The organism is Kitasatospora hibisci (assembly GCF_043950205.1).
Taxonomy (GTDB): Bacteria; Actinomycetota; Actinomycetes; order Streptomycetales; family Streptomycetaceae; genus Kitasatospora; species Kitasatospora hibisci.
The window spans coordinates 5,109,736-5,128,391 of record NZ_CP171642.1 but is presented as its reverse complement, the minus strand read 5'-3'; the positions used below and the strand labels follow the sequence as shown (position 1 = coordinate 5,128,391).

Below are 18,656 nucleotides of genomic sequence, written 5' to 3'. Positions count from 1 at the left end.
AGTCACCGCAACCGGCGTCGGGCATCCTCTCCCACATGAACACGTGGCAGGAGGGCCGCCCGAGCGGCGGCGGGACCCCGTACGGCAGCGGCAGCGGCGGCGGCGCGTACGGGCAGGGCGGGGGCGGTACGGCGGCCGAGCCGCCGCTCCCCCCGGCGCTGAACCCGCGTGGGCCGGGCGCCCCGGCGCCGCGGCAGCCACAGGGCCACGAGCACGCGGCCCGCGGGAACGCACCGGGGCAGGCCCCCGGCTACGGCGGGCAGCAGGGCTACGCCGACCCCGGCTACGGCCGGCCGCAGACCTACGGACAGCCGGACGGCCGTCCGGGAGTGCCGCCGCAGCAGGCACCGGGTGCGCCCGGCGGCCCCGGCGGCCCCGGTGCGCCCGGCGGGCCGGGGGGCCCGGGCGCCGGCCGGCCGGCCACCGCCGCCCGCTCTTCGCGCTGGCCGCGGCGCAGGATCGTCAAGTGGTCGGTCTTCGGCGTGGTGATCGCGCTGATGGTCACCGCCGTCTCCACGTGGTTCTGGGCCGACTCCAAGCTCAACCACGAGAACGTGCTCACCGACTACGCCGGGCGCCCGGCCGCGGGCAAGGGCACCAACTGGCTGATCGTCGGCTCCGACAGCCGCAACGGGCTCACCGACTCGCAGGAGGAGGACCTGCACACCGGCCACGCGGGCGGCAAGCGCAGCGACTCGATGATGATCCTGCACATCGGGGACAACGGGAACACCCTGATGAGCATCCCGCGCGACTCCTGGGTGCCGATCCCCGAGCACCCGGGCGACAACGGGAAGACCGTCAAGGCCACCACCTCGAAGATCAACTCTGCGTTCGCGGCGGGCGGCGGCAAGCTGCTCACCCAGACCGTCGAGCTGAACACCGGCATCCGGATCGACCACTACGCCGAGATCGGCTTCGCCGGGTTCGTCGGCATCGTGGACTCGGTCGGCGGCGTGGACATGTGCATCGAGCAGGACGTCAAGGACAGGGACTCCGGTCTCGACCTCAAGGCCGGCTGCCAGACCCTGACCGGCACCCAGGCGCTCGCCTTCGTCCGCCAGCGCCACCAGATGGCCGACCAGGACCTCGGCCGGATGCGCAACCAGCAGAAGTTCCTCGGCGCGCTGGCCAAGCAGGCCGCCTCGCCCACCACGCTGCTGAACCCGTTCACCTTCTACCCGCTGGTGGACTCGGGCCTCGGCACCCTGATCGTCGACGAGGACGCCGGGCTGACCGACCTCGGCTCCCTCTTCCTCGCGATGAAGGACGTCAACGGCGGCGGCGGCAAGAGCATCACCGTCCCGATCGCCAACCCGGACTTCCGGACCAGCACCGGCGAGTCCGCGGTCAAGTGGGACAGCGCCAAGGCCAAGCAGGTCTTCGACGCGTTCAAGAACGACACCGCCGTGCCGGACGTGAAGTAGTCCCCGGAGCGACGGGGGAACGGGGGCGGGGCCGGGCTGCTGCCCGGCCCCGCCCCCGTTCCCGCGTTCCCCCGCGCCCCCGCCGCACGCCGCTGCCGTGGGCGGACGGACCGCGCGCGGCGGTTACCGCGCCCGGTCGGCGGGGGCGACGGGGAGGCGGTCGAGGGTGATGCCGAAGAGCGTGCGGTAGGCCGCCGACGCGCCGGCCTCGTCCAGGAGTTCCTCGCTGCGGGTGCCGTCGGCGGCGGTGCGGATCAGCCGTGTGCCGCTGAGCGTGACCCGGCCGCCCCCGGCGGTCGGCAGCGTGCAAGTGGTCGAGCGGGTGAAGTGCGAGTCCGGCGAGGTGGTCTGCCACCAGCAGGTCGGCACGAAGTCCGCCAGCGGGTACGGCCGCAGGTTCAGCCGGTACTGCGGCTTGCCGCCCATCAGCACGTCCAGCTCGTCGTCGCCGCTCGGCACCAGGGCGAACTCGCCGGCCGGATCGGCCTGCGGGCCGCGCTCGTCGAGGCGGAGCGGCTGCCGGCTGAAGCGGCCGAAGCCGACGTCGACCAGCCACGGCTCGTCGAGGTCCACCCGCAGCGCGAGGTGGTCGAACGGCGGGCCCGGCCGGTCGCCGTCGAAGACGCGGGCCGACAGCAGGCTCACCCCGTAGCCGAGGGAGCGCAGCAACTCGGCGAAGGAACCGTTGAGTTCGTAGCAGAAGCCACCGCGGCGACGGGTCACGACCTTCTCGACCAGTGCGCCTGGTTCGAGCACCACGGGCTCGCCGAGGTGGATGCTGAGGTTCTCGAAGGGCACCGCCTGCAGGTGGGCGAGCTGGAGCTCCGCCAGCGCCTCCGGGGACGGCCGGCCGCCGGGCGCCGGTACGCCGATCCGGGCCAGGTAGGCGTCGCGCTGGGTGTCGGTGAGGCCGTCGAACGGCGTGGGGCGATCCATGCACCCATTCCACCCGGACCACGGACGGCCTGTCATCGGACATCGGACCTGGGCCGCCGGTCCGAGCAGCGCCCGGCCTCCGGTCCCGGGCCGTGGCAGGATCGGCAGGGACCCCGTCCGGCTACCGAAGGCAGATCGTGGCCCAGCAGCTCTACGCCGTCCTCAAGACCAACCACGGCGACATCACCGTCCGGCTCTTCGAGTTCCAGGCGCCCAGGACCGTCCGCAACTTCGTCGAGCTCGCCGAGGGCCGGCGCGAGTGGACCCGACCCGGGACCGGCGAGCCGAGCACCGACCGGCTCTACGACGGCACCCGGTTCCACCGGGTGATCTCCGGCTTCATGATCCAGGGCGGCGACCCGCTGGGTGACGGCACCGGCGGGCCGGGCTACGAGTTCCCGGACGAGTTCCACCCGGAGCTCTTCTTCGGCCGCCCCTACCTGCTGGCGATGGCCAACTCCGGCCCCGGCACCAACGGTTCGCAGTTCTTCATCACCGTGAAGGCCACGCCGCACCTGAACCGCAAGCACACCGTCTTCGGCGAGGTCGCCGACGCCGCCTCGCAGCAGGTGGTCGACGCGATCGCCGCCGTGCCCACCGGGGCCGACGACCGGCCGGTCGAGGACGTCGTCCTCGAATCCGTGGTCGTCGAGCGCCGCTGACCGCTTCCGCGGCCGGCGCGGACCGGGGTGCCCGGAGGGGGAGGTCGGACCCGCCGACTTCCCCCTCCGGCCGCCCGGCCGCCTGCCGGACACGCCATCCGCCGCACCCGCCGTCGCACCGTCGGTCGCGCTATCCGTCCCGCTGTCGGTCGCGCCGGAAGACCAGCTCCAGAACCGAACGGGCGACCTCCTCGACGTCCCCCTCCGCACTCTCCGGCAGCGCGCCGTTCAGCCAGAGAGCGGCGAAGCCGTGGGCCACCGACCAGGCGGCGAGCGTGGTCGCCCGCTCCACCCTCCCGCCCGGTGCGAGCTTGCGGGCGCTAGCGGCGAGCACCGCACCCGCGCGGTCCCGGGCCGCGGCGGCCTCGGGGTCGTCCGTCCGGTAGAGCTCGGGCCGGAACATCACCTCGAAGTACGCCCGGTGGTCGACGGCGAAGCGCACGTACGCCACCCCGGCGCCGTACGGGTCGCCCGCGGCACGCTCCAGACTGTCCGCGAAGAGTGCGAAGCCCTCGGCCGCGACCGCCGTCAGCACTCCGGTCTTGTCCCCGAAGTGGTGCGCCGGCGCCGCGTGCGAGACGCCCGCCCGCCGGGCCAGCTCGCGCAGGCTCCACCCCGACGGGCCTGACTCGCCGATGGCCTCCAGGGCCGCGTCCAGGACGGCCCGCCGCAGGTTCCCGTGGTGATAGCTCGACTGGCTGATCTGTCCCACCTCCACTCTCGTTCGTTCCTCCACCATATCTAGTCATTGACAAGATAGCTTCCCGGGCAGCAATCTTTCCAGCGACAAGATTGGAGAACAGAGATGGCCCCGCTCATCGCCCTCGTCGGAGGGTTCGCCGTCCTCCGGCTGCTCGGCCTGTTCGCCGTGGACGGGCTCGACGCCTGGCAGCCCGCCCTTCGCGGCGGCCTCGCGCTGATGTTCGCCACCACCGGCGTGCCGCACTTCATCCCGTCCTGGCGGCGCGAGTTCGCCGCGATGGTGCCGCCCGCGTTCCCCCGCCCCGCCCTGCTGGTCACCCTCACCGGCGTCCTGGAGCTCGCCGGCGCCGGGGGGCTCGTGGTACCCCCGCTCGCGCCGTTCGCGGCCGGCGGCCTCGCCCTGCTGATGCTGGCGATGTTCCCGGCCAACGTCTCCGCGGCCCGGCGCGGGCTCACCCTCGCCGGCAAGCCGGTCACCCCGCTGCCCGCCCGGACCGCGCTGCAGGCGCTGTTCGTCGCCGCCGCCGTCGCCGCGGCGGTGTGACGGCCACCGGCGCCGGGCCCGGGGCCTGCCGCGGACGCGCGAGGGGCGGGGAGTCGGTCGATCCGACTCCCCGCCCCTCGCTGCGCTCACGCCCGCGGCGGTACCGCCGCGGTGTGGTCGTTCGTCACTCCACGATGCCCGACGCGGCGATGGTGATCTTCGCCTTGGTGCGGCCGCTCTGCGAGCCCAGCGACTCGATCTTCTTCACCAGGTCCATGCCCTCGACGACCTCGCCGAAGACGACGTGCTTGCCGTCCAGCCAGTTGGTCACGATGGTGGTGATGAAGAACTGCGAGCCGTTGGTGTTGCGGCCGGCGTTGGCCATCGACAGCTGGCCCGGCTTGGTGTGCTTGAGCTGGAAGTTCTCGTCCGCGAACTTCTCGCCGTAGATGCTCTTGCCGCCGGTGCCGTCACCGCGGGTGAAGTCACCGCCCTGCAGCATGAAGTCGGGGATGACGCGGTGGAACGACGAGCCGGCGTAGCCGAAACCGTGCTCACCGGTGGCCAGCTCGCGGAAGTTGCGGGCGGTCTTCGGGACGATGTCGTCGAACAGCGTGAAGACGATCCGGCCGGCCGGCTCGTCGTTGATGGTGATGTCGAAGTAAACGTTGGAACCCATGCAGGGATCATGGCATGCCGGGCGGGCTGGTGCGCGACAACCCCGGACCCGGCTCCCGGACCCTACGCCGGGCGGCGGGCGAGGAGCACGGCCTGCGGGGCCGTCTCCTCCCGGCCGCGCTCGCGGACCAGCCGGGTGGTGACCTCCAGCCCGGCGCCCGCCGCCAGCTCCGCGACCAGCTCGGGCCGCCGGCGGCGGAAGTCCAGGGCGACCGGGATCCCGAAGGGCTGCTCGATCCGCAGCGGCCCGTCGCCCACCTGGAAGGCGAGCAGCAGGTGGCCGCCCGGGGCGAGCACGCGGTGGAGCTCCGCGAAGACCTCCGGCAGCCGCTCCCGCGGGGTGTGGATGATCGAGTACCAGGCCACCGCGCCGGCCAGCACGGCGTCGCCCAGCGGGAGGTCGAGCAGCGAGCCGACCTCGAAGCGCAGCTCCGGGTACTCCGCGCGGGCCGTCGCGAGCATCCCCGGGGAGAGGTCGATGCCGAGGACGTCCAGCCCGAGCCGGTGCAGGTGGGCCGTCACCCGGCCGGTGCCGCAGCCGAGTTCCGCCACCGGCCCACCACCATCGGCCCGGACCAGGTCGGCGAAGGCGGCCAGCATCGCACGATCCAGCGGGTCGTCCGCCGAAACGTCACGGAAGCGCGCGGCGTAGTCGACGGCGATGGCGTCGTAGAACGCCCGGGTTTCGGAAAGGAATTCGGGCTCGGTCACGACCCGGAACCCTACCCGCCGACCACCCTCGGCCCAAGGCCCCCGGCCCCTTGCCCGCCTAGGATGGGCGGAGGCCAACAGAGCTGGGGGGAACGACAGATGGACGTTCAACGGGTCGGGGTGTACCTGGCGCATCCGCGGCCGGGGAGCTTCAACCACGCGCTGTACGGGGCCGTGGTGGACGAACTGCGCGGGCGCGGCTGCGAGGTGGTGGCGCACGACCTGTGCGCGGAGGGGTTCGCCCCGGCGCTCACCGCCGAGGAGACCGGAACGGTCGACCCGGCCGCCGCGCCCACCGATCCGCAACTCGCCCTGCACCGCGGGGAGGTGGCCACGCTCGACGCACTGGTCCTGGTCCACCCCAACTGGTGGGGCATGCCGCCGGCCGTCCTGGCCGGGTGGGTGCAGCGGGTGCTGGCGCCCGGGGTGGCGTACAAGCTGGGCACGGCGGACGGGGAGCCGGCCGGACTGCTGCGGGCCGGCCGGGCGCTGGTCCTGAACACCTCGGACACCCCGGAGGAACGCGAGCACGGCGAGTTCGGCGACCCGCTGGAGCGGATCTGGGCGGCCTGCGTGCTGCCGTACGTGGGCGTGGCGGACGTCCGTCGGCTGGTCTTCCGCACCGTGACCGACTCCGCCGAGGCCGCCCGCACGCAGTGGCTGCACCAGGCACGGCAGGCGGCCGCCGCGCTGCTCGACTGAGCAGGGCCGGAGGACCGGCCGGGGCGGGAGTGGACGGCGGTCGTCGCGCTGACCGCCGGGGCCGCCGACCGGCGGTGCCGGGCCGATCGTCCGGCGCGGCGCAGGACGTCGGCCGGTCCCGCGTCCTGCTCCGCGCCGGTGCTCCGGCAGCCGCCCCGGGCGGCCGGCCGTCAGGCGTCCGCGAGGTCGAGCTCCGCGACCACCTGGTCCCCGCTGAGCTCCCCGGTCGGCCGGAAGCCCAGGCGGGCGTAGAAGCCGGCCGGGCCGTCGCCGCCGGGGACGTAGGTGACCGTCGCCCGGCGGCCGCCACGGCGGCGGATCTCGGCGGCGACCTGCTCGACGGCGAACCGGCCGTAGCCGCCGCCCTGTTCCCCGGCGGCGATGTTGAGGCGCCAGAGACCGGAGCGGGGGCGGTCGTCCGGACGGTCGGGGTAGAAGGTGATGTCGAAGAACGCCATCACGAACCCGACCAGCCGATCGCCGTCGAAGATCAGCCGGGGCCAGGCGCTGTCACCGTGCACGTAGGCCTCGGCCAGCGACTTGACCACCGGGGACACCAGTCGCTCCTGGTCCGGTCGCACCTTGAGGGCGAGCGCCGCGTCGATCGTGGCCGGTGTGACCGGCTCCAGCCGCAGGGTGGGGGATGGCGCAGACATGTCGCCGACCCTACCCACAACTCCCCGGCCGGGTCGCCCGGGTTTCCTCCCGTCCGGGCGCCGCGCGGCGCTCGGGACGTCGTGCCCCCCCGGCCGTCGCGGCGCCGGGGTGAAGACCAGCGAGGCGTTGTGCCCGCCGAACCCGAAGGAGTTGGTGTGCGCGCCGGCCCGCGCACCCAGCTCGATGGAGACCCAGGCCGCCGGCCCGTTGGCCATCAGCATCGGGACCGTGTGCGGGGAGACCTTCCGCACGCCGGACGCCTCCAGCACGTCGTCCTGCCCGAGCATGGTGAGCGCGCCGCCGGTGCCGGTGCCGATCACCACGGCCAGCCGCTCCGGGTCCACCCCGGGCGCCCCGGCGTCGGCCCAGGCCTGCCGGGCGGCGATCAGCGCCACCTGCTCGCAGCGGTCCAGCCGGCGGGCCCGCACCCGGTCGAGCACCCCGGAGGGCTCGACCTTGAGCCGCCCGGCGATGCGGACCGGCAGCCCCGCGGCCCACTCCTCCTCGATCGGGCCGATGCCGGACTCCCCGGCCAGCATGGCCGCCCAGGTCGAGTCGGCGTCCCCTCCGAGCGGCGTGGTCGCCCCGAGCCCGGCGACCAGCACGGCGCTGTTGTCGAAAGCCATCGAACGAACCCCCTGAGGTGCTTGGAGCTTGTGGACGAGGCACAACCCCGCCGCACGAGAGAGCCCGGCGACCGTTCGCCTCCCACGCCACCCTGCCGGGGAACTGACGACCGGTCCGGTGTGCCAGCCATCCGATTCGGACGCGAAGTCCTCGGAGGGTTCCGCCCCTGTCGACCGACGGCCGGTCCGGTCCGGAACGCGGCCGGCCCCCGACCGCGGAGGGGCGGTCGGGGGCCGGAAGAGCCGGGAGCGCAGCTCGCGCCGGAGCAGTCGGGCGCTGCCCTACGGCAGGTTGCGGGCCATGACGATGCGCTGGATCTGGTTGGTGCCCTCGTAGATCTGCGTGATCTTCGCGTCCCGCATCATCCGCTCCAGCGGGTAGTCCCGGGTGTACCCGTACCCACCCAGCAACTGCACCGCGTCCGTCGTGATCTCCATCGCCGCGTCCGACGCGAAGCACTTCGCCGCCGCCCCGAAGAACGTCAGGTCCCCGTCCGAACGCTGCGACTTCGCCGCCGCCGCGTACGTCAGCTGCCGCGCCGCCTCCAGCTTCATCGCCATGTCCGCCAGCATGAACTGAACCCCCTGGAAGTCCCCGATCGGCTTCCCGAACTGCTTGCGCTCCCGCACATAGCCCTTCGCGTAGTCCAGCGCCCCCTGCGCGATCCCCAGCGCCTGCGCCGCGATCGTCACCCGCGTGTGGTCCAGCGTCCGCATCGCCGTCGCGAACCCCGTCCCCTCCGCACCGATCATCCGGTCCGCCGGAATCCGCACATTGTCGAAGTACACCTCACGCGTCGGCGACCCCTTGATCCCCAGCTTCTTCTCCGGCGCCCCGAACGACACCCCCGCATCGCCCTTCTCCACCACGAACGCCGAGATCCCCCGCGACCGGGCCTGCGGATCCGTCACCGCCATCACCGTGTAGAACTCCGAGACCCCGGCGTTGGTGATCCAGCGCTTCACCCCGTTCAGCACCCAGAAGTCCCCGTCCCGCACCGCCCGGGTCTTCATCCCCGCCGCGTCCGAACCCGCCTCCGGCTCCGACAGGCAGTACGAGAACATCCCCTCACCCCGGGCCAACGCCCCCAGGTACTTCGCCTTCAACTCCTCCGACCCCGACAACTGCACCGGCAACGACCCCAGCTTGTTCACCGCCGGGATCAGCGACGACGAGGCGCACACCCGCGCCACCTCCTCGATCACGATCACCGTCGCCAGCGCGTCCGCCCCCGCACCACCGAACTCCTCCGGCACGTGCACCGCGTGCAGATCATTGCCCTGCAGCGCGTCCAACGCCTCCTGCGGGAACCGGCCCTGCTCGTCCACCTCCGCCGCGAACGGAGCGATCTTCGCCTCGGCCAGCGAACGCACCGCCTCACGGAGCATCTCGTGCTCCTCGGAGATCCGGAAGAGATCGAAGTCCGCCGCCCCTGCGCTGCCCGCCATGATGCCCGCCTCGTCGAGTTCGGATGGTGCCGTGAAGTCCCGGTTAATTACCGTTAAGTAGAGATCCTAGGGCTCCGACCTGCGGCTGCCTAGATCAGTCGACGTCCGCGCCGAGGGTGTCGCCGGCCCGGTGGTCGCGGAAGTACTGCGGCATCCGGTCGTTGCGCATCGCCTCCCAGAGCTGCGCGGCCGGGCGCTCGTCCAGCAGCACCACGCTCTGCCCGTCCCGGGTGTCGAAGCCGCCGAACGGCGCGTTCATGAACCGGACGTCGTCCGGGCGCAGCGAGCGCAGGCTCCAGGCGAGTCGGAACAGATCGGCGTTGGAGAGCCGGTCGTCGACGCTGACCACCTCGCCGACCGACTGCAGCAGGCCGCCGAGCCTGGCCGGGCTGGTCAGGGTGCCGGAGCCCATGATGCGCAGCATCAGCGAACGGAGGAAGTTCTGCTGCCGCTTGGTGCGGTCGAGGTCCCCGCCGGGCAGGCCGTAGCGCTCGCGGACGTAGAGCAGGGCCTGGGCACCGTCCATGTGGTGGGTGCCGGCCTCCCAGGCGCGGGCCTCGCCGACCGCCTCGATGGTGCGCGGGACGGTGATGTCCACCCCGCCGACGGCGTCGGTCAGTGCGCGGAAGCCGTTCCAGTCGATCACGGCGAGGTGGTCGACCCTGATGCCGGTGAGGTTCTGCACGGTCTCGGTCATCAGCGCCGGGCCGCCCCAGGAGTAGGCGGCGTTCAGCTTGGCCTGACCGTGGCCGGGGACGTCCGCCCAGGTGTCGCGGGGCAACGAGACCAGGGAGGCGCTGCGGCGGTCCTCGGAGAGGTGCAGCAGCATCATGGTGTCGCTGCGGGCCGCCCCCACCCGCCAGGCAGGGGCCTTGGCCGCACTCCCGGTGGTCGGGACGTCGGACCGGGCGTCCAGGCCGACCAGCAGCAGGTTGAGGCCGCTCGCCGGGACGGGTTGCGGCTGGGCGGACTCCGGCGCGCTGGGGAAGGCGCCCGGGATGCGGGTGACCGAGGAGGCGTAGTGCTGGGCCACCCAGTACACGGTGCCGCCGGCACCGAGGGCCAGCACCAGCAGGGCGGAGAGCGTCCAGAGCAGGGCTCGGCGGGTGCGGCGGCGCCGGGCCGGCGGCTCGGGACCGTCCTCCTCCTCGGGGCCGTCCGCGGCGTCGTCCTCGCCGCGCCCCGGCCCGAAGAGGCTCAGGCCGGCCCCGGGGCGCGCGGGCTCCGGGGGGAGCGCGGGCTCCTCCGGGTGCGCCGATACCTCCGGGCCCTGCGGTTCGCTCGGGCGCTGCGGCTCGTCCGCGTGCGGCGGCTGGTCCGGGCGCGGCGGCCCGGCCTGGCGTTCGGGCTTCGGATCCATGCGCGCATTGTGCCGTCGGTCACACCCGCCGCGCCGGGCTTCCGGCCGGATCGCCGCGCAACTCCGGCGCCGGGCCGGAGACGGAGCCCCCGTCGGCCGGAACATCGGTCCTGCTGGGACGGCCTGGGCGGGGTAGAGGGCGGCGGATAGCATCGGGGTCGCACGTCCTGTCCGTCCAGCCGACCAGGCCCCCCGGTCGACATCCTGCAAAGGGGAACCCGTGACCCTCCGCATCTCCGTGATCGGCACCGGTTACCTCGGCGCCACCCACGCCGCTGCCATGGCGGAGTTCGGCTTCGAGGTGCTGGGCCTGGACATCGACCCCGACAAGATCGCCATGCTGACCGCCGGCCGGGTCCCGATGTACGAGCCGGGCCTGTCCGAACTGCTGCTGAAGCACGTGGCCGGCCACGAGGGCTCGACCGGGCGGCTGCGCTTCACCACCTCCGCCCAGGAGGCCGCGGAGTTCGGCGACGTGCACTTCATCTGCGTCAACACCCCTCAGCGCAAGGGCGAGTTCGCCGCCGACATGTCGTACGTGGACGCCGCGATCGACGCGCTCGCCCCGCACCTGACCCGCCCGGTGCTGGTGGTCGGCAAGTCCACCGTCCCGGTCGGTTCGGCAGGCCGGCTGGCCGAGCGGCTGGCCGCCCAGGCGCCGGTCGGCGAGGGCGCCGAGCTCGCCTGGAACCCGGAGTTCCTGCGCGAGGGCTTCGCCGTCCAGGACACCCTGCGCGCCGACCGGATCGTGGTCGGCGTCCGCAGCGAGCGCGCCGAGCAGCTGCTGCGCGAGGTGTACGCGGACCCGATCGCGGCCGGGGTGCCGTTCGTGGTCACCGACTTCGCCACCGCCGAGCTGGTCAAGGCCGCCGCCAACTCCTTCCTCGCCACCAAGATCTCGTTCATCAACGCGATGGCCGAGGTCTGCGAGGCGGCCGGGGCGGACGTCACGCTGCTCTCCGACGCGCTCGGCTACGACGAGCGGATCGGCCGCAAGTTCCTCAACGCCGGCCTCGGCTTCGGCGGCGGCTGCCTGCCCAAGGACATCCGCGCGTTCATGGCCCGGGCCGGCGAGCTCGGCGCCGACCAGGCGCTGACCTTCCTGCGCGAGGTCGACTCGATCAACATGCGCCGTCGCTCCCGGATGGTCGAGCTAGCCCGCGAGCAGTGCGACGGCGGCTTCCTGGGCCGCCGGGTGGCCGTCCTCGGCGCCGCGTTCAAGCCGAACTCCGACGACATCCGGGACTCCCCCGCGCTCAACGTGGCCGCCCAGATCCAGCTCCAGGGCGCCCAGGTCACGGTGTACGACCCGAAGGCGACGGACAACGCCCGCAAGATGTTCCCCGGCCTGGCCTACGCCGAGTCCGCGCTGGAGGCCGCCGAGGGGGCGCACGTCGTCCTGCACCTCACCGAATGGCAGGAGTTCCGCGAGCTGGACCCGGCCGAGCTGGGCGAGGTCGTGGCCGAGCGCCGTCTTCTCGACGGCCGCAACGCGCTGGACGCCGACGCCTGGCGGGCGGCCGGCTGGACGTACCGGGCCCTCGGCCGCCCGAGCTGAGCCGCGCCCGTCCCCGGCCGGGCAGCACCCGGCCGGGGACGGCTGTACGAGGTCGGCCCCACAGGTGCACGTCCCCCGGTGCCGCCCGGTCGTGCACCGTCGACGCGGTCGCGAGCCTGGCCCACCGGATGTGATCACAGGGTGGGACCGGGTGAACCGGGCGGGGCCGGCGCACGGCGAAGGCCCGCCGTGCCGCTCGTCCGCGGCCGGCGGGCCTCGCCCCGGCTGTCCGCCCCGCTACCGGCGGGCCGGGCCGAGCCGGGGGATCTCGATGGCGGGGCACTTGTCCATCACCATCTCCAGGCCGGCGGCCCTGGTCCGCTCGTACGCGGCCTCGTCGACCACGTCGAGCTGGAACCAGACGGCCTTGGCCCCGATGGCGGCGGCCTCGTCGGCGACCTCGCCGGCCAGGTCGGAGCGGACGAACACGTCCACCACGTCGACCTCGAAGGGGATCTCCGCCAGGGAGGCGTAGCCCTTCTCACCGTGGACCGTCTCCGCCTTCGGGTGCACCGGCACGATCCGCTTGCCGTAGCGCTGCAGCACGTCGGCCACGCCGTACGCCGCACGCCGCTGGTTCGACGAGAGGCCGACCACGGCCCAGGTGTCGCCCAGCTCGGTCAGGATCCTGCGGACCGTGTCCGGGTCGCCGTACATGCCCTGCCTCCTCGCGTCCGGGAAACTCGTCAGCTCCAGCACCGGTGGACGCCGGGCCATTCCCGCCCGGGGGCCGGGAGCCGGAGCCCGGGCCTCATCGGCCGTCGAGCTGCGCGAGGGTGGCGATGGACGGCCGGCGACCCTCGGCGTGCAAGCGGGCCGCGACCCCCTCGGCGTCGCGCAGGACGCGGACGGCGTTGTGCCAGGTGAGCTTGGCGAGGTCGGCCTCCGACCAGCCGCGGCGCAGCAGTTCGGCGATCAGGTTCGGGTAGCCAGCCACCGAGTCCAGGCCGGCCGGGAGGAAGGCGGTGCCGTCGAAGTCCCCGCCGATGCCGATGTGGTCGACGCCGGCCACCTCGCGCATGTGGTCGAGGTGGTCGGCCACGGTGGCCGGGGTGGCGACCGGGCGCGGGGTCGCCTGCTCGAAGGCGCGCTGGCAGGCCATCGCGGCCGGGGTGGTGTCGAGGTGGTCGAAGCCGTGGGCGCGCATGTTCTCGTCCGCCGCGGCGGTCCACTCGATGGCCGCGGGCAGGATGAACTTGGGCACGAAGGTGGCCATCGCCACGCCGCCGTTGCCGGCGAGCGCGGCGAGCACGTCGTCCGGGACGTTGCGCGGGTGGCCGCAGACGGCCCGCGCGGAGGAGTGCGAGAAGACCACCGGCGCCTCGGTGACGCGCAGCGCGTCGCGCATGGTGTCGGCGGAGACGTGCGAGAGGTCGACCAGCATGCCGAGCCGGTTCATCTCCCGGACGACCTCCTCGCCGAAGGCGGTGAGCCCGCCGGCGGCCGGCTTGTCGGTGGCCGAGTCGGCCCACGGGGTGTTGTCGTTGTGGGTCAGCGTCAGGTAGCGGACGCCGAGGTCGTACAGGGCCCGCAGGGTGGCGAGCGAGCAGTCGATGGAGTGGCCCCCCTCGGCACCCATCAGGGAGGCGATCCGGCCCTCGGCGCGGGCGGCCTCCATGTCGTCCGCGGTGCGGGCGAGCCGGAGCCGGTCGGGGAAGCGCTCGGCCAGCGCCCGGACGAAGTCGATCTGCTCCAGCGTGGCGCTGACCGCGTGGTCGCCGGCCAGCCGGGAGGGGACGTAGACGGACCAGAACTGCGCGCCGACCCCGCCCGCGGTGAGGCGGGCGAGGTCGGTGTGCAGGCGGGCGCTCTGGTCGGCGGCCAGATCGACCGCGTCGAGGTCGTAGCCGACCTGCTCGCGCATCGCCCACGGCAGGTCGTTGTGCCCGTCCACCACCGGCGCGGCGCGGAGCAGGGCCCGGGCGCGCTCCAGCAGGGCGGTGGCGGAGGAGGGATCCAGCAGCTCAGAGGTCATACGAGCTGTTGTATCCGATAGAACTACTTTCCAAAGCCGAAGGAGGAGGAACCCGCCACCTTGGCCCTGAGCTTCTTGCCCTTCTCCGTGGCCTGGCTGTTCAGCTCGGCCTGGAAGTCGGTCATCCGCTCGGTCAGCTCCGGGTCGAAAGCGGCGAGCATCCGCACCGCCAGCAGGCCCGCGTTGCGGGCGCCCGCGACCGAGACGGTCGCCACCGGCACACCGGCCGGCATCTGGACGATCGACAGCAGGCTGTCCATGCCGTCCAGGTAGCGCAGCGGCACCGGAACGCCGATGACCGGCAGCGGGGTGACCGAGGCGAGCATGCCCGGCAGGTGGGCGGCACCGCCGGCGCCCGCGATGATCGCCTTCAGTCCGCGCGCGTGGGCGTTCTCGCCGTAGGCGACCATCTCGCGCGGCATCCGGTGGGCGGAGACCACGTCCACCTCGTACGGGATCTCGAACTCGTCGAGGGCCTGGGCGGCGGCCTCCATCACGGGCCAGTCGGAGTCCGAGCCCATCACGATGCCGACGAGGGGGGTGCGCGCGTCGGCGTTCGAAGAGGAGTGGTGGCCGGGCGACGGGTGGGTCATTCGGTGATCGTTCCTCGCAGGTAGGCGGCCGCGTGACGGGCGCGCTCGCGGACGTCGTCGAGGTCGTCCCCGAAGACGTTGACGTGGCCGACCTTGCGGCCGGGCTTCACGTCCTTCCCGTACATGTGGATCTTCAGGCCCGGGTCGCGGGCCATGCAGTGCAGGAAGGCGTGGTACATGTCCGGGTAGTCGCCGCCGAGGACGTTGACCATGACGGTCCACTTGGCGCGCGGGCGGGGGTCGCCGAGCGGCAGGTCGAGCACGGCCCGCAGGTGGTTCTCGAACTGCGAGGTGACCGCGCCGTCCTGGCTCCAGTGCCCGGAGTTGTGCGGGCGCATGGCCAGTTCGTTGACCAGGATCCGGCCGTCCCGGGTCTGGAACAGCTCGACCGCGAGGTGGCCGGTGATGCCGAGCTCACCGGCGATCCGCAGGGCCAGCTGCTGGGCCTCGTCGGAGAGGGCCGGGTCGAGGCCGGGCGCCGGCGCGGTGACCTCGGCGCAGACGCCGTTCTCCTGGACGCTCTCCACCACCGGGTAGGCGACGGCCTGGCCGCTGGGCGAACGGACCACGTTGGCGGCCAGCTCGCGGACGAAGTCGACCTTCTCCTCGGCCAGCACCGGCACGCCGGCCAGGAACGGCGCCTGCGCCTGCTGCTCGTCGTCGACGACCCAGACGCCCTTGCCGTCGTAGCCGCCGCGGACGGTCTTCAGCACGACCGGGTAGCCGGAGCCCTCGTCGGCGAAGGCGGTGACGTCGGCCGGGTCGGCGACGATCCGGTGCCGCGGGCAGGGGACGCCGATGGCGTCGAGCCGGGCCCGCATGACGCCCTTGTCCTGAGCGTTCACCAGCGCGTCCGGGCCGGGGCGGACGGCGATGCCGTCGGCCTCCAGAGCCCGCAGGTGCTCGGTCGGCACGTGCTCGTGGTCGAAGGTGACGACATCGCAGCCGGCCGCGAAGCGGCGGAGCGTGTCGAGGTCGCGGTAGTCACCGAGGACGACCTCGGAGACCACCTGCGCGGCGGAGTCCTGGGGCGTGTCGGCGAGGAGCTTGAACCTGACCCCGAGCGGGACGCCCGCCTGGTGTGCCATGCGGGCCAGTTGCCCACCGCCGATCATGCCCACCACTGGAAAATTCACATTGCCCGGGGAAGTCACGCGGCCCAGGATATCCGGGCCGGTCGGGGGCGGTGGAACCGCCGCCGCGGCCGAGGTGGCGGACGCGCGTAGATGTCAAGCCGGCGCCCTCGGGGCTGAGCCGATCGGCTGAAGCGGGTAGCCTGGTCCGCCAGGCCCTGGTACGCGTGGTCGGATCATGTGCGTGCACGCAGGGCTTCAGGGGTCAGCCGCGCACCCGCTCCGGACCCCCTCGTCGGCAGGTACATGGAGGCAGCCCGGTATGGCGACGACCACGGCGTCGAACCCCTCGCTGGCGCAGAAGCTGCGCGGACTGTCGGGCGAGGTGGTGAAGTTCGCCATCGTCGGCCTGAGCGGCGTGGTGGTCAACTTCGCCGTGTTCTGGATCTGCATCAACGGGCTCCACCTGGCCTCGCTGCGGTCGAACATCGCCGCCACGCTGGTGGCCATCGCCACCAACTACCTCGGCTACCGCTACTGGCTGTACCGCGACCGCGACGCGGCCTCGCGCAAGCGCGAGATCACGCTCTTCCTGCTGTTCAGCGGCGCCGGCATGCTGATCGAGACCGGTGTGCTGGGCTTCTCGGTCTACGCGCTGGGGCTGGACTCGCACTTCGAGCAGCTGGCTGCGAAGGTCGCCGGCCTCGCGGTGGCCACGGTGTTCCGCTTCTTCTCGTACCGGACCTGGGTGTTCAAGGCGCTCCCCGAGCCGGAGGCCGCCGGGGGCGAGGCGCCCGGCCTGGTCGCTCAGGCCGAGCTGATGCTGGCCACCGAGGAGATCCGGTACGCCAAGGCCGAGTAGGCGCCGGCGTCCACTTGCCCGGGCCGCCCGGACGAGAGGACAGTGGTCTTACCGAGCGCGAGCACGGCCGGCGGACGATCGAGGCCGGGGGGACATCCAGGAGGCTCGCCATGACGTTCGTCCAGATCATCGACTGCAAGACCGACCGGTTGGACGACCTCAACCGGCTCATGGACACATGGGCCGAGCAGACCAGGGGCAGGCGGACGGCGGGCCACGCAGTGGTCGCCACGGACCGCGCGGACACCAAGCACGTCGTGGAGATCGTGGAGTTCCCCTCCTACGAGGAGGCCATGCGGAACTCCAACCTGCCCGAGACCGACCGGATCTTCCGGGAGATGGTGGCGCTCTGCGAGGAGCCGCCGACCTTCACCGACCTCGACGTGGTCCGCGACACCCAGTTCAACAAGGCGGTCGCGGCCCGGATGTTCGCGGAGATGTCCAAGGGCAACGTGGACGTCATGGACGAGCTGGTGGCGGAGGACTACCACGACCACGACTTCGCCAACCAGCGGGACACCGTGGGCCTGGCCGCGATCAAGGCCGAGGCCGCCGGCTACCTGGCGGCCTTCGACTTCACCTTCACCGTCGAACGCCAGCTCGCCGACGGCGACGAGGTGGCCACCCGGTGGAGCTGGACGGCCCGTCACAAGGGCGACTTCATGGGGATCCCGGCCACCGGGAAGACGGTGACCGGCGGCGGCACGACGACCTTCCGGTTCGAGGACGGGAAGATCAAGGAAGGCTGGTGGCACTGGGACGTGATGGGTGTGATGCGCCAGCTCGGCATGATGCCGTCCTAGCCCCTCCGGTGACTGCGCCCCAGGCCCCGCTGATCCTTCCGGTGGCTCCGCCCCAGGCCCCGCTAATCCTTCCGGTGGCTCCGCCCCAGGCCCCGCTAATCCTTCCGGTGGCTCCGCCCCAGGAAGAGCGCGAACACCGGCGGCTTCAGTGAGAGCAGTTCGAGCCGGCCGCCGTCCGCCTCCGCCAGGTCGCGGGCGACGGCCAGCCCGATGCCGGTCGAGTTGCGGCCGCTGACCGCGCGTTCGAAGACCCGGTTGCCCAGCTCCGGCGGCACCCCCGCACCCTGGTCCTGCACCTCGACCACCAACGACGTCCCGGACGGCCGCACGCGCAGCGTGATCGTCCCGGCGCCGTGCATCAGCGAGTTCTCGATCAGGGTGGCCAGCACCTGCGCCACCGTGCCCGGCGTGCCGACCGCGGTGACCCCGTGCAGGCCCTCCACCTGGAGCACCCGGCCGGTGCCGCGGAGCGACGGTCCCCACTCCTCCACCTGCTGCTTGATCACGTCGTCGAGGTCGAAGGCGACCGCGGTGGGGCTGCGCGGGTCCCGCTGGGTGGTGAGCAGCCGCTGGACGACGTCGGTGAGGCGCTCGACCTGCTGGAGGGCGATGGTCGCCTCCTCCTTCACGGTGTCCGGCTCCTCGGCGAGCGCGGTGATCTCCTCCAGCCGCATCGAGAGCGCGGTGAGCGGGGTGCGCAGCTGGTGCGAGGCGTCGGCGGCGAGCCGCCGCTCGGCGGTGAGCATCCGGGCGATCCGCTCGGCGCTGACGTCCAGGACCTCGGCGACCCGGTCGAGCTCCGGGACTCCGTAGCGGCGGTCACGGGGGCGGGGGTCGCCGGAGCCGAGCCGCTCGGCGGTCTCGGCGAGGTCGGTGAGCGGGCGGGCGAGCCGCTTGGCCTGCCAGACGGCGAGGGCGACGGCGGCCTGGACGGCGAGCAGGGCGACCACGCCGAGCAGCAGCAGCATGTTGGCGATCTCGTGGTCGACCGCGGCCCGCGACTGCTCCACGGTGACGGTCTCGCCGCTGGCGCCCTGCTCGACGGCCTTCAGCAGGTGGTCCCCCTCCGGCCGGGTGCCGCTGGAGACGATCGGCTGACCGGGGATGTCCACCTCGACGTACTGGCCGTCGGTCACCTGGTTGGCGAACTTGTCCCCGGTGACCGGTTCGCCGGCCGCGAGCCGGTTCTCCACCAGGGCGAGCACCCGGACGGCCTCGGCGTCGACGCGGTCCTGGGCGGCGTTGACGATGGTGCGCTTCTCGACCAGGGCGAGCGGCACGCAGAACACGACGACCACCACCAGGACGACGCCCAGCAGCGAGTTGATCATCCGGCGTTTCACGCTGCCGCTCCCCGTGGTGCTGTGGAACCGGGCCGGGGCGGGTGCCCCTGGCCGG

At 73.0% G+C, this 18,656-nt stretch carries 19 protein-coding genes and 1 pseudogene; 7 read left to right on the top strand and 13 right to left on the bottom strand.

What is annotated here, in order from left to right:
- The first annotated feature begins 35 nt into the window (after positions 1 to 35).
- Positions 36 to 1,427 (top strand): LCP family protein, encoded by a 1,392-nt coding sequence (locus ACF9IK_RS22510; protein WP_395295936.1) that lies wholly within the window; start codon positions 36 to 38, stop codon positions 1,425 to 1,427.
- 123 nt (positions 1,428 to 1,550) lie between these two features.
- Here the strand turns inward: ACF9IK_RS22510 and ACF9IK_RS22505 are convergent, their stop codons facing one another.
- Complete coding sequence (locus ACF9IK_RS22505) at positions 1,551 to 2,363, bottom strand: arylamine N-acetyltransferase family protein (protein WP_395295935.1); 813 nt, start codon at positions 2,361 to 2,363, stop codon at positions 1,551 to 1,553.
- A 137-nt stretch (positions 2,364 to 2,500) separates the two neighbouring features.
- Between ACF9IK_RS22505 and ACF9IK_RS22500 the strand changes: the two genes are divergently transcribed.
- Positions 2,501 to 3,025, top strand: coding sequence for a peptidylprolyl isomerase (locus ACF9IK_RS22500; protein WP_395295934.1), 525 nt, complete (start codon positions 2,501 to 2,503; stop codon positions 3,023 to 3,025).
- Positions 3,026 to 3,155: 130 nt separating this feature from the next.
- Here ACF9IK_RS22500 and ACF9IK_RS22495 read toward each other — a convergent pair whose 3' ends face one another.
- Positions 3,156 to 3,728 carry a TetR/AcrR family transcriptional regulator gene (locus ACF9IK_RS22495; RefSeq protein ID WP_395298652.1) on the bottom strand — a complete coding sequence of 191 codons (573 nt, stop codon included), beginning with the start codon at positions 3,726 to 3,728 and terminating at the stop codon, positions 3,156 to 3,158.
- A 102-nt stretch (positions 3,729 to 3,830) separates the two neighbouring features.
- On the opposite strand from ACF9IK_RS22495, the gene ACF9IK_RS22490 reads away from it, so the two are divergent.
- Positions 3,831 to 4,271, top strand: a complete 441-nt coding sequence (locus ACF9IK_RS22490) for a DoxX family protein (protein WP_395295933.1) — start codon at positions 3,831 to 3,833, stop codon at positions 4,269 to 4,271.
- 124 nt (positions 4,272 to 4,395) lie between these two features.
- Here ACF9IK_RS22490 and ACF9IK_RS22485 read toward each other — a convergent pair whose 3' ends face one another.
- Both ACF9IK_RS22485 and ACF9IK_RS22480 read right to left on the bottom strand, forming a co-directional pair.
- Positions 4,396 to 4,890 carry a peptidylprolyl isomerase gene (locus ACF9IK_RS22485; protein ID WP_395295932.1) on the bottom strand — a complete coding sequence of 165 codons (495 nt, stop codon included), beginning with the start codon at positions 4,888 to 4,890 and terminating at the stop codon, positions 4,396 to 4,398.
- A gap of 62 nt (positions 4,891 to 4,952) precedes the next feature.
- Positions 4,953 to 5,600 (bottom strand): class I SAM-dependent DNA methyltransferase, encoded by a 648-nt coding sequence (locus ACF9IK_RS22480; protein ID WP_395295931.1) that lies wholly within the window; start codon positions 5,598 to 5,600, stop codon positions 4,953 to 4,955.
- 99 nt (positions 5,601 to 5,699) lie between these two features.
- Here ACF9IK_RS22480 and ACF9IK_RS22475 point away from each other — a divergent pair, with 99 nt between their 5' ends.
- The gene (locus ACF9IK_RS22475) at positions 5,700 to 6,302 is read left to right on the top strand and encodes an NAD(P)H-dependent oxidoreductase (protein WP_395295930.1); all 603 of its coding nucleotides are present in this window, start codon (positions 5,700 to 5,702) and stop codon (positions 6,300 to 6,302) included.
- Between the two features lie 170 nt (positions 6,303 to 6,472).
- On the opposite strand, the gene ACF9IK_RS22470 is transcribed toward ACF9IK_RS22475, so the two are convergent.
- The 4 genes and pseudogenes from ACF9IK_RS22470 to ACF9IK_RS22455 form a co-directional block, all read right to left on the bottom strand.
- The gene (locus ACF9IK_RS22470; protein WP_395298651.1) at positions 6,473 to 6,958 is read right to left on the bottom strand and encodes a GNAT family N-acetyltransferase; all 486 of its coding nucleotides are present in this window, start codon (positions 6,956 to 6,958) and stop codon (positions 6,473 to 6,475) included.
- Between the two features lie 165 nt (positions 6,959 to 7,123).
- Positions 7,124 to 7,585, bottom strand: a pseudogene (locus ACF9IK_RS22465) (beta-ketoacyl synthase N-terminal-like domain-containing protein); the annotation flags it as partial.
- A 282-nt stretch (positions 7,586 to 7,867) separates the two neighbouring features.
- Complete coding sequence (locus ACF9IK_RS22460; protein WP_395295929.1) at positions 7,868 to 9,034, bottom strand: acyl-CoA dehydrogenase family protein; 1,167 nt, start codon at positions 9,032 to 9,034, stop codon at positions 7,868 to 7,870.
- Between the two features lie 94 nt (positions 9,035 to 9,128).
- Positions 9,129 to 10,394, bottom strand: coding sequence for an LCP family protein (locus ACF9IK_RS22455; protein WP_395295928.1), 1,266 nt, complete (start codon positions 10,392 to 10,394; stop codon positions 9,129 to 9,131).
- A 220-nt stretch (positions 10,395 to 10,614) separates the two neighbouring features.
- Here ACF9IK_RS22455 and ACF9IK_RS22450 point away from each other — a divergent pair, with 220 nt between their 5' ends.
- Complete coding sequence (locus ACF9IK_RS22450; protein ID WP_395295927.1) at positions 10,615 to 11,952, top strand: UDP-glucose dehydrogenase family protein; 1,338 nt, start codon at positions 10,615 to 10,617, stop codon at positions 11,950 to 11,952.
- A 237-nt stretch (positions 11,953 to 12,189) separates the two neighbouring features.
- Here the strand turns inward: ACF9IK_RS22450 and ACF9IK_RS22445 are convergent, their stop codons facing one another.
- The 4 genes from ACF9IK_RS22445 to ACF9IK_RS22430 form a co-directional block, all read right to left on the bottom strand.
- Positions 12,190 to 12,609, bottom strand: a complete 420-nt coding sequence (locus ACF9IK_RS22445) for a CoA-binding protein (protein ID WP_395295926.1) — start codon at positions 12,607 to 12,609, stop codon at positions 12,190 to 12,192.
- A gap of 94 nt (positions 12,610 to 12,703) precedes the next feature.
- Positions 12,704 to 13,927 carry a dipeptidase gene (locus ACF9IK_RS22440; protein WP_395295925.1) on the bottom strand — a complete coding sequence of 408 codons (1,224 nt, stop codon included), beginning with the start codon at positions 13,925 to 13,927 and terminating at the stop codon, positions 12,704 to 12,706.
- 23 nt (positions 13,928 to 13,950) lie between these two features.
- The gene (gene purE / locus ACF9IK_RS22435) at positions 13,951 to 14,520 is read right to left on the bottom strand and encodes a 5-(carboxyamino)imidazole ribonucleotide mutase (RefSeq protein WP_395295924.1); all 570 of its coding nucleotides are present in this window, start codon (positions 14,518 to 14,520) and stop codon (positions 13,951 to 13,953) included.
- Positions 14,517 to 15,656, bottom strand: a complete 1,140-nt coding sequence (locus ACF9IK_RS22430; protein ID WP_395295923.1) for a 5-(carboxyamino)imidazole ribonucleotide synthase — start codon at positions 15,654 to 15,656, stop codon at positions 14,517 to 14,519. The genes purE and ACF9IK_RS22430 overlap by 4 nt, the downstream gene beginning before the upstream one ends.
- Before the next feature lie 259 nt (positions 15,657 to 15,915).
- On the opposite strand from ACF9IK_RS22430, the gene ACF9IK_RS22425 reads away from it, so the two are divergent.
- Positions 15,916 to 16,455 (top strand): GtrA family protein, encoded by a 540-nt coding sequence (locus ACF9IK_RS22425; protein ID WP_395295922.1) that lies wholly within the window; start codon positions 15,916 to 15,918, stop codon positions 16,453 to 16,455.
- A gap of 110 nt (positions 16,456 to 16,565) precedes the next feature.
- Positions 16,566 to 17,258 carry an ester cyclase gene (locus tag ACF9IK_RS22420; protein ID WP_395295921.1) on the top strand — a complete coding sequence of 231 codons (693 nt, stop codon included), beginning with the start codon at positions 16,566 to 16,568 and terminating at the stop codon, positions 17,256 to 17,258.
- Between the two features lie 95 nt (positions 17,259 to 17,353).
- On the opposite strand, the gene ACF9IK_RS22415 is transcribed toward ACF9IK_RS22420, so the two are convergent.
- Positions 17,354 to 18,601 (bottom strand): ATP-binding protein, encoded by a 1,248-nt coding sequence (locus ACF9IK_RS22415; RefSeq protein ID WP_395295920.1) that lies wholly within the window; start codon positions 18,599 to 18,601, stop codon positions 17,354 to 17,356.
- Positions 18,602 to 18,656: the final 55 nt, after the last annotated feature.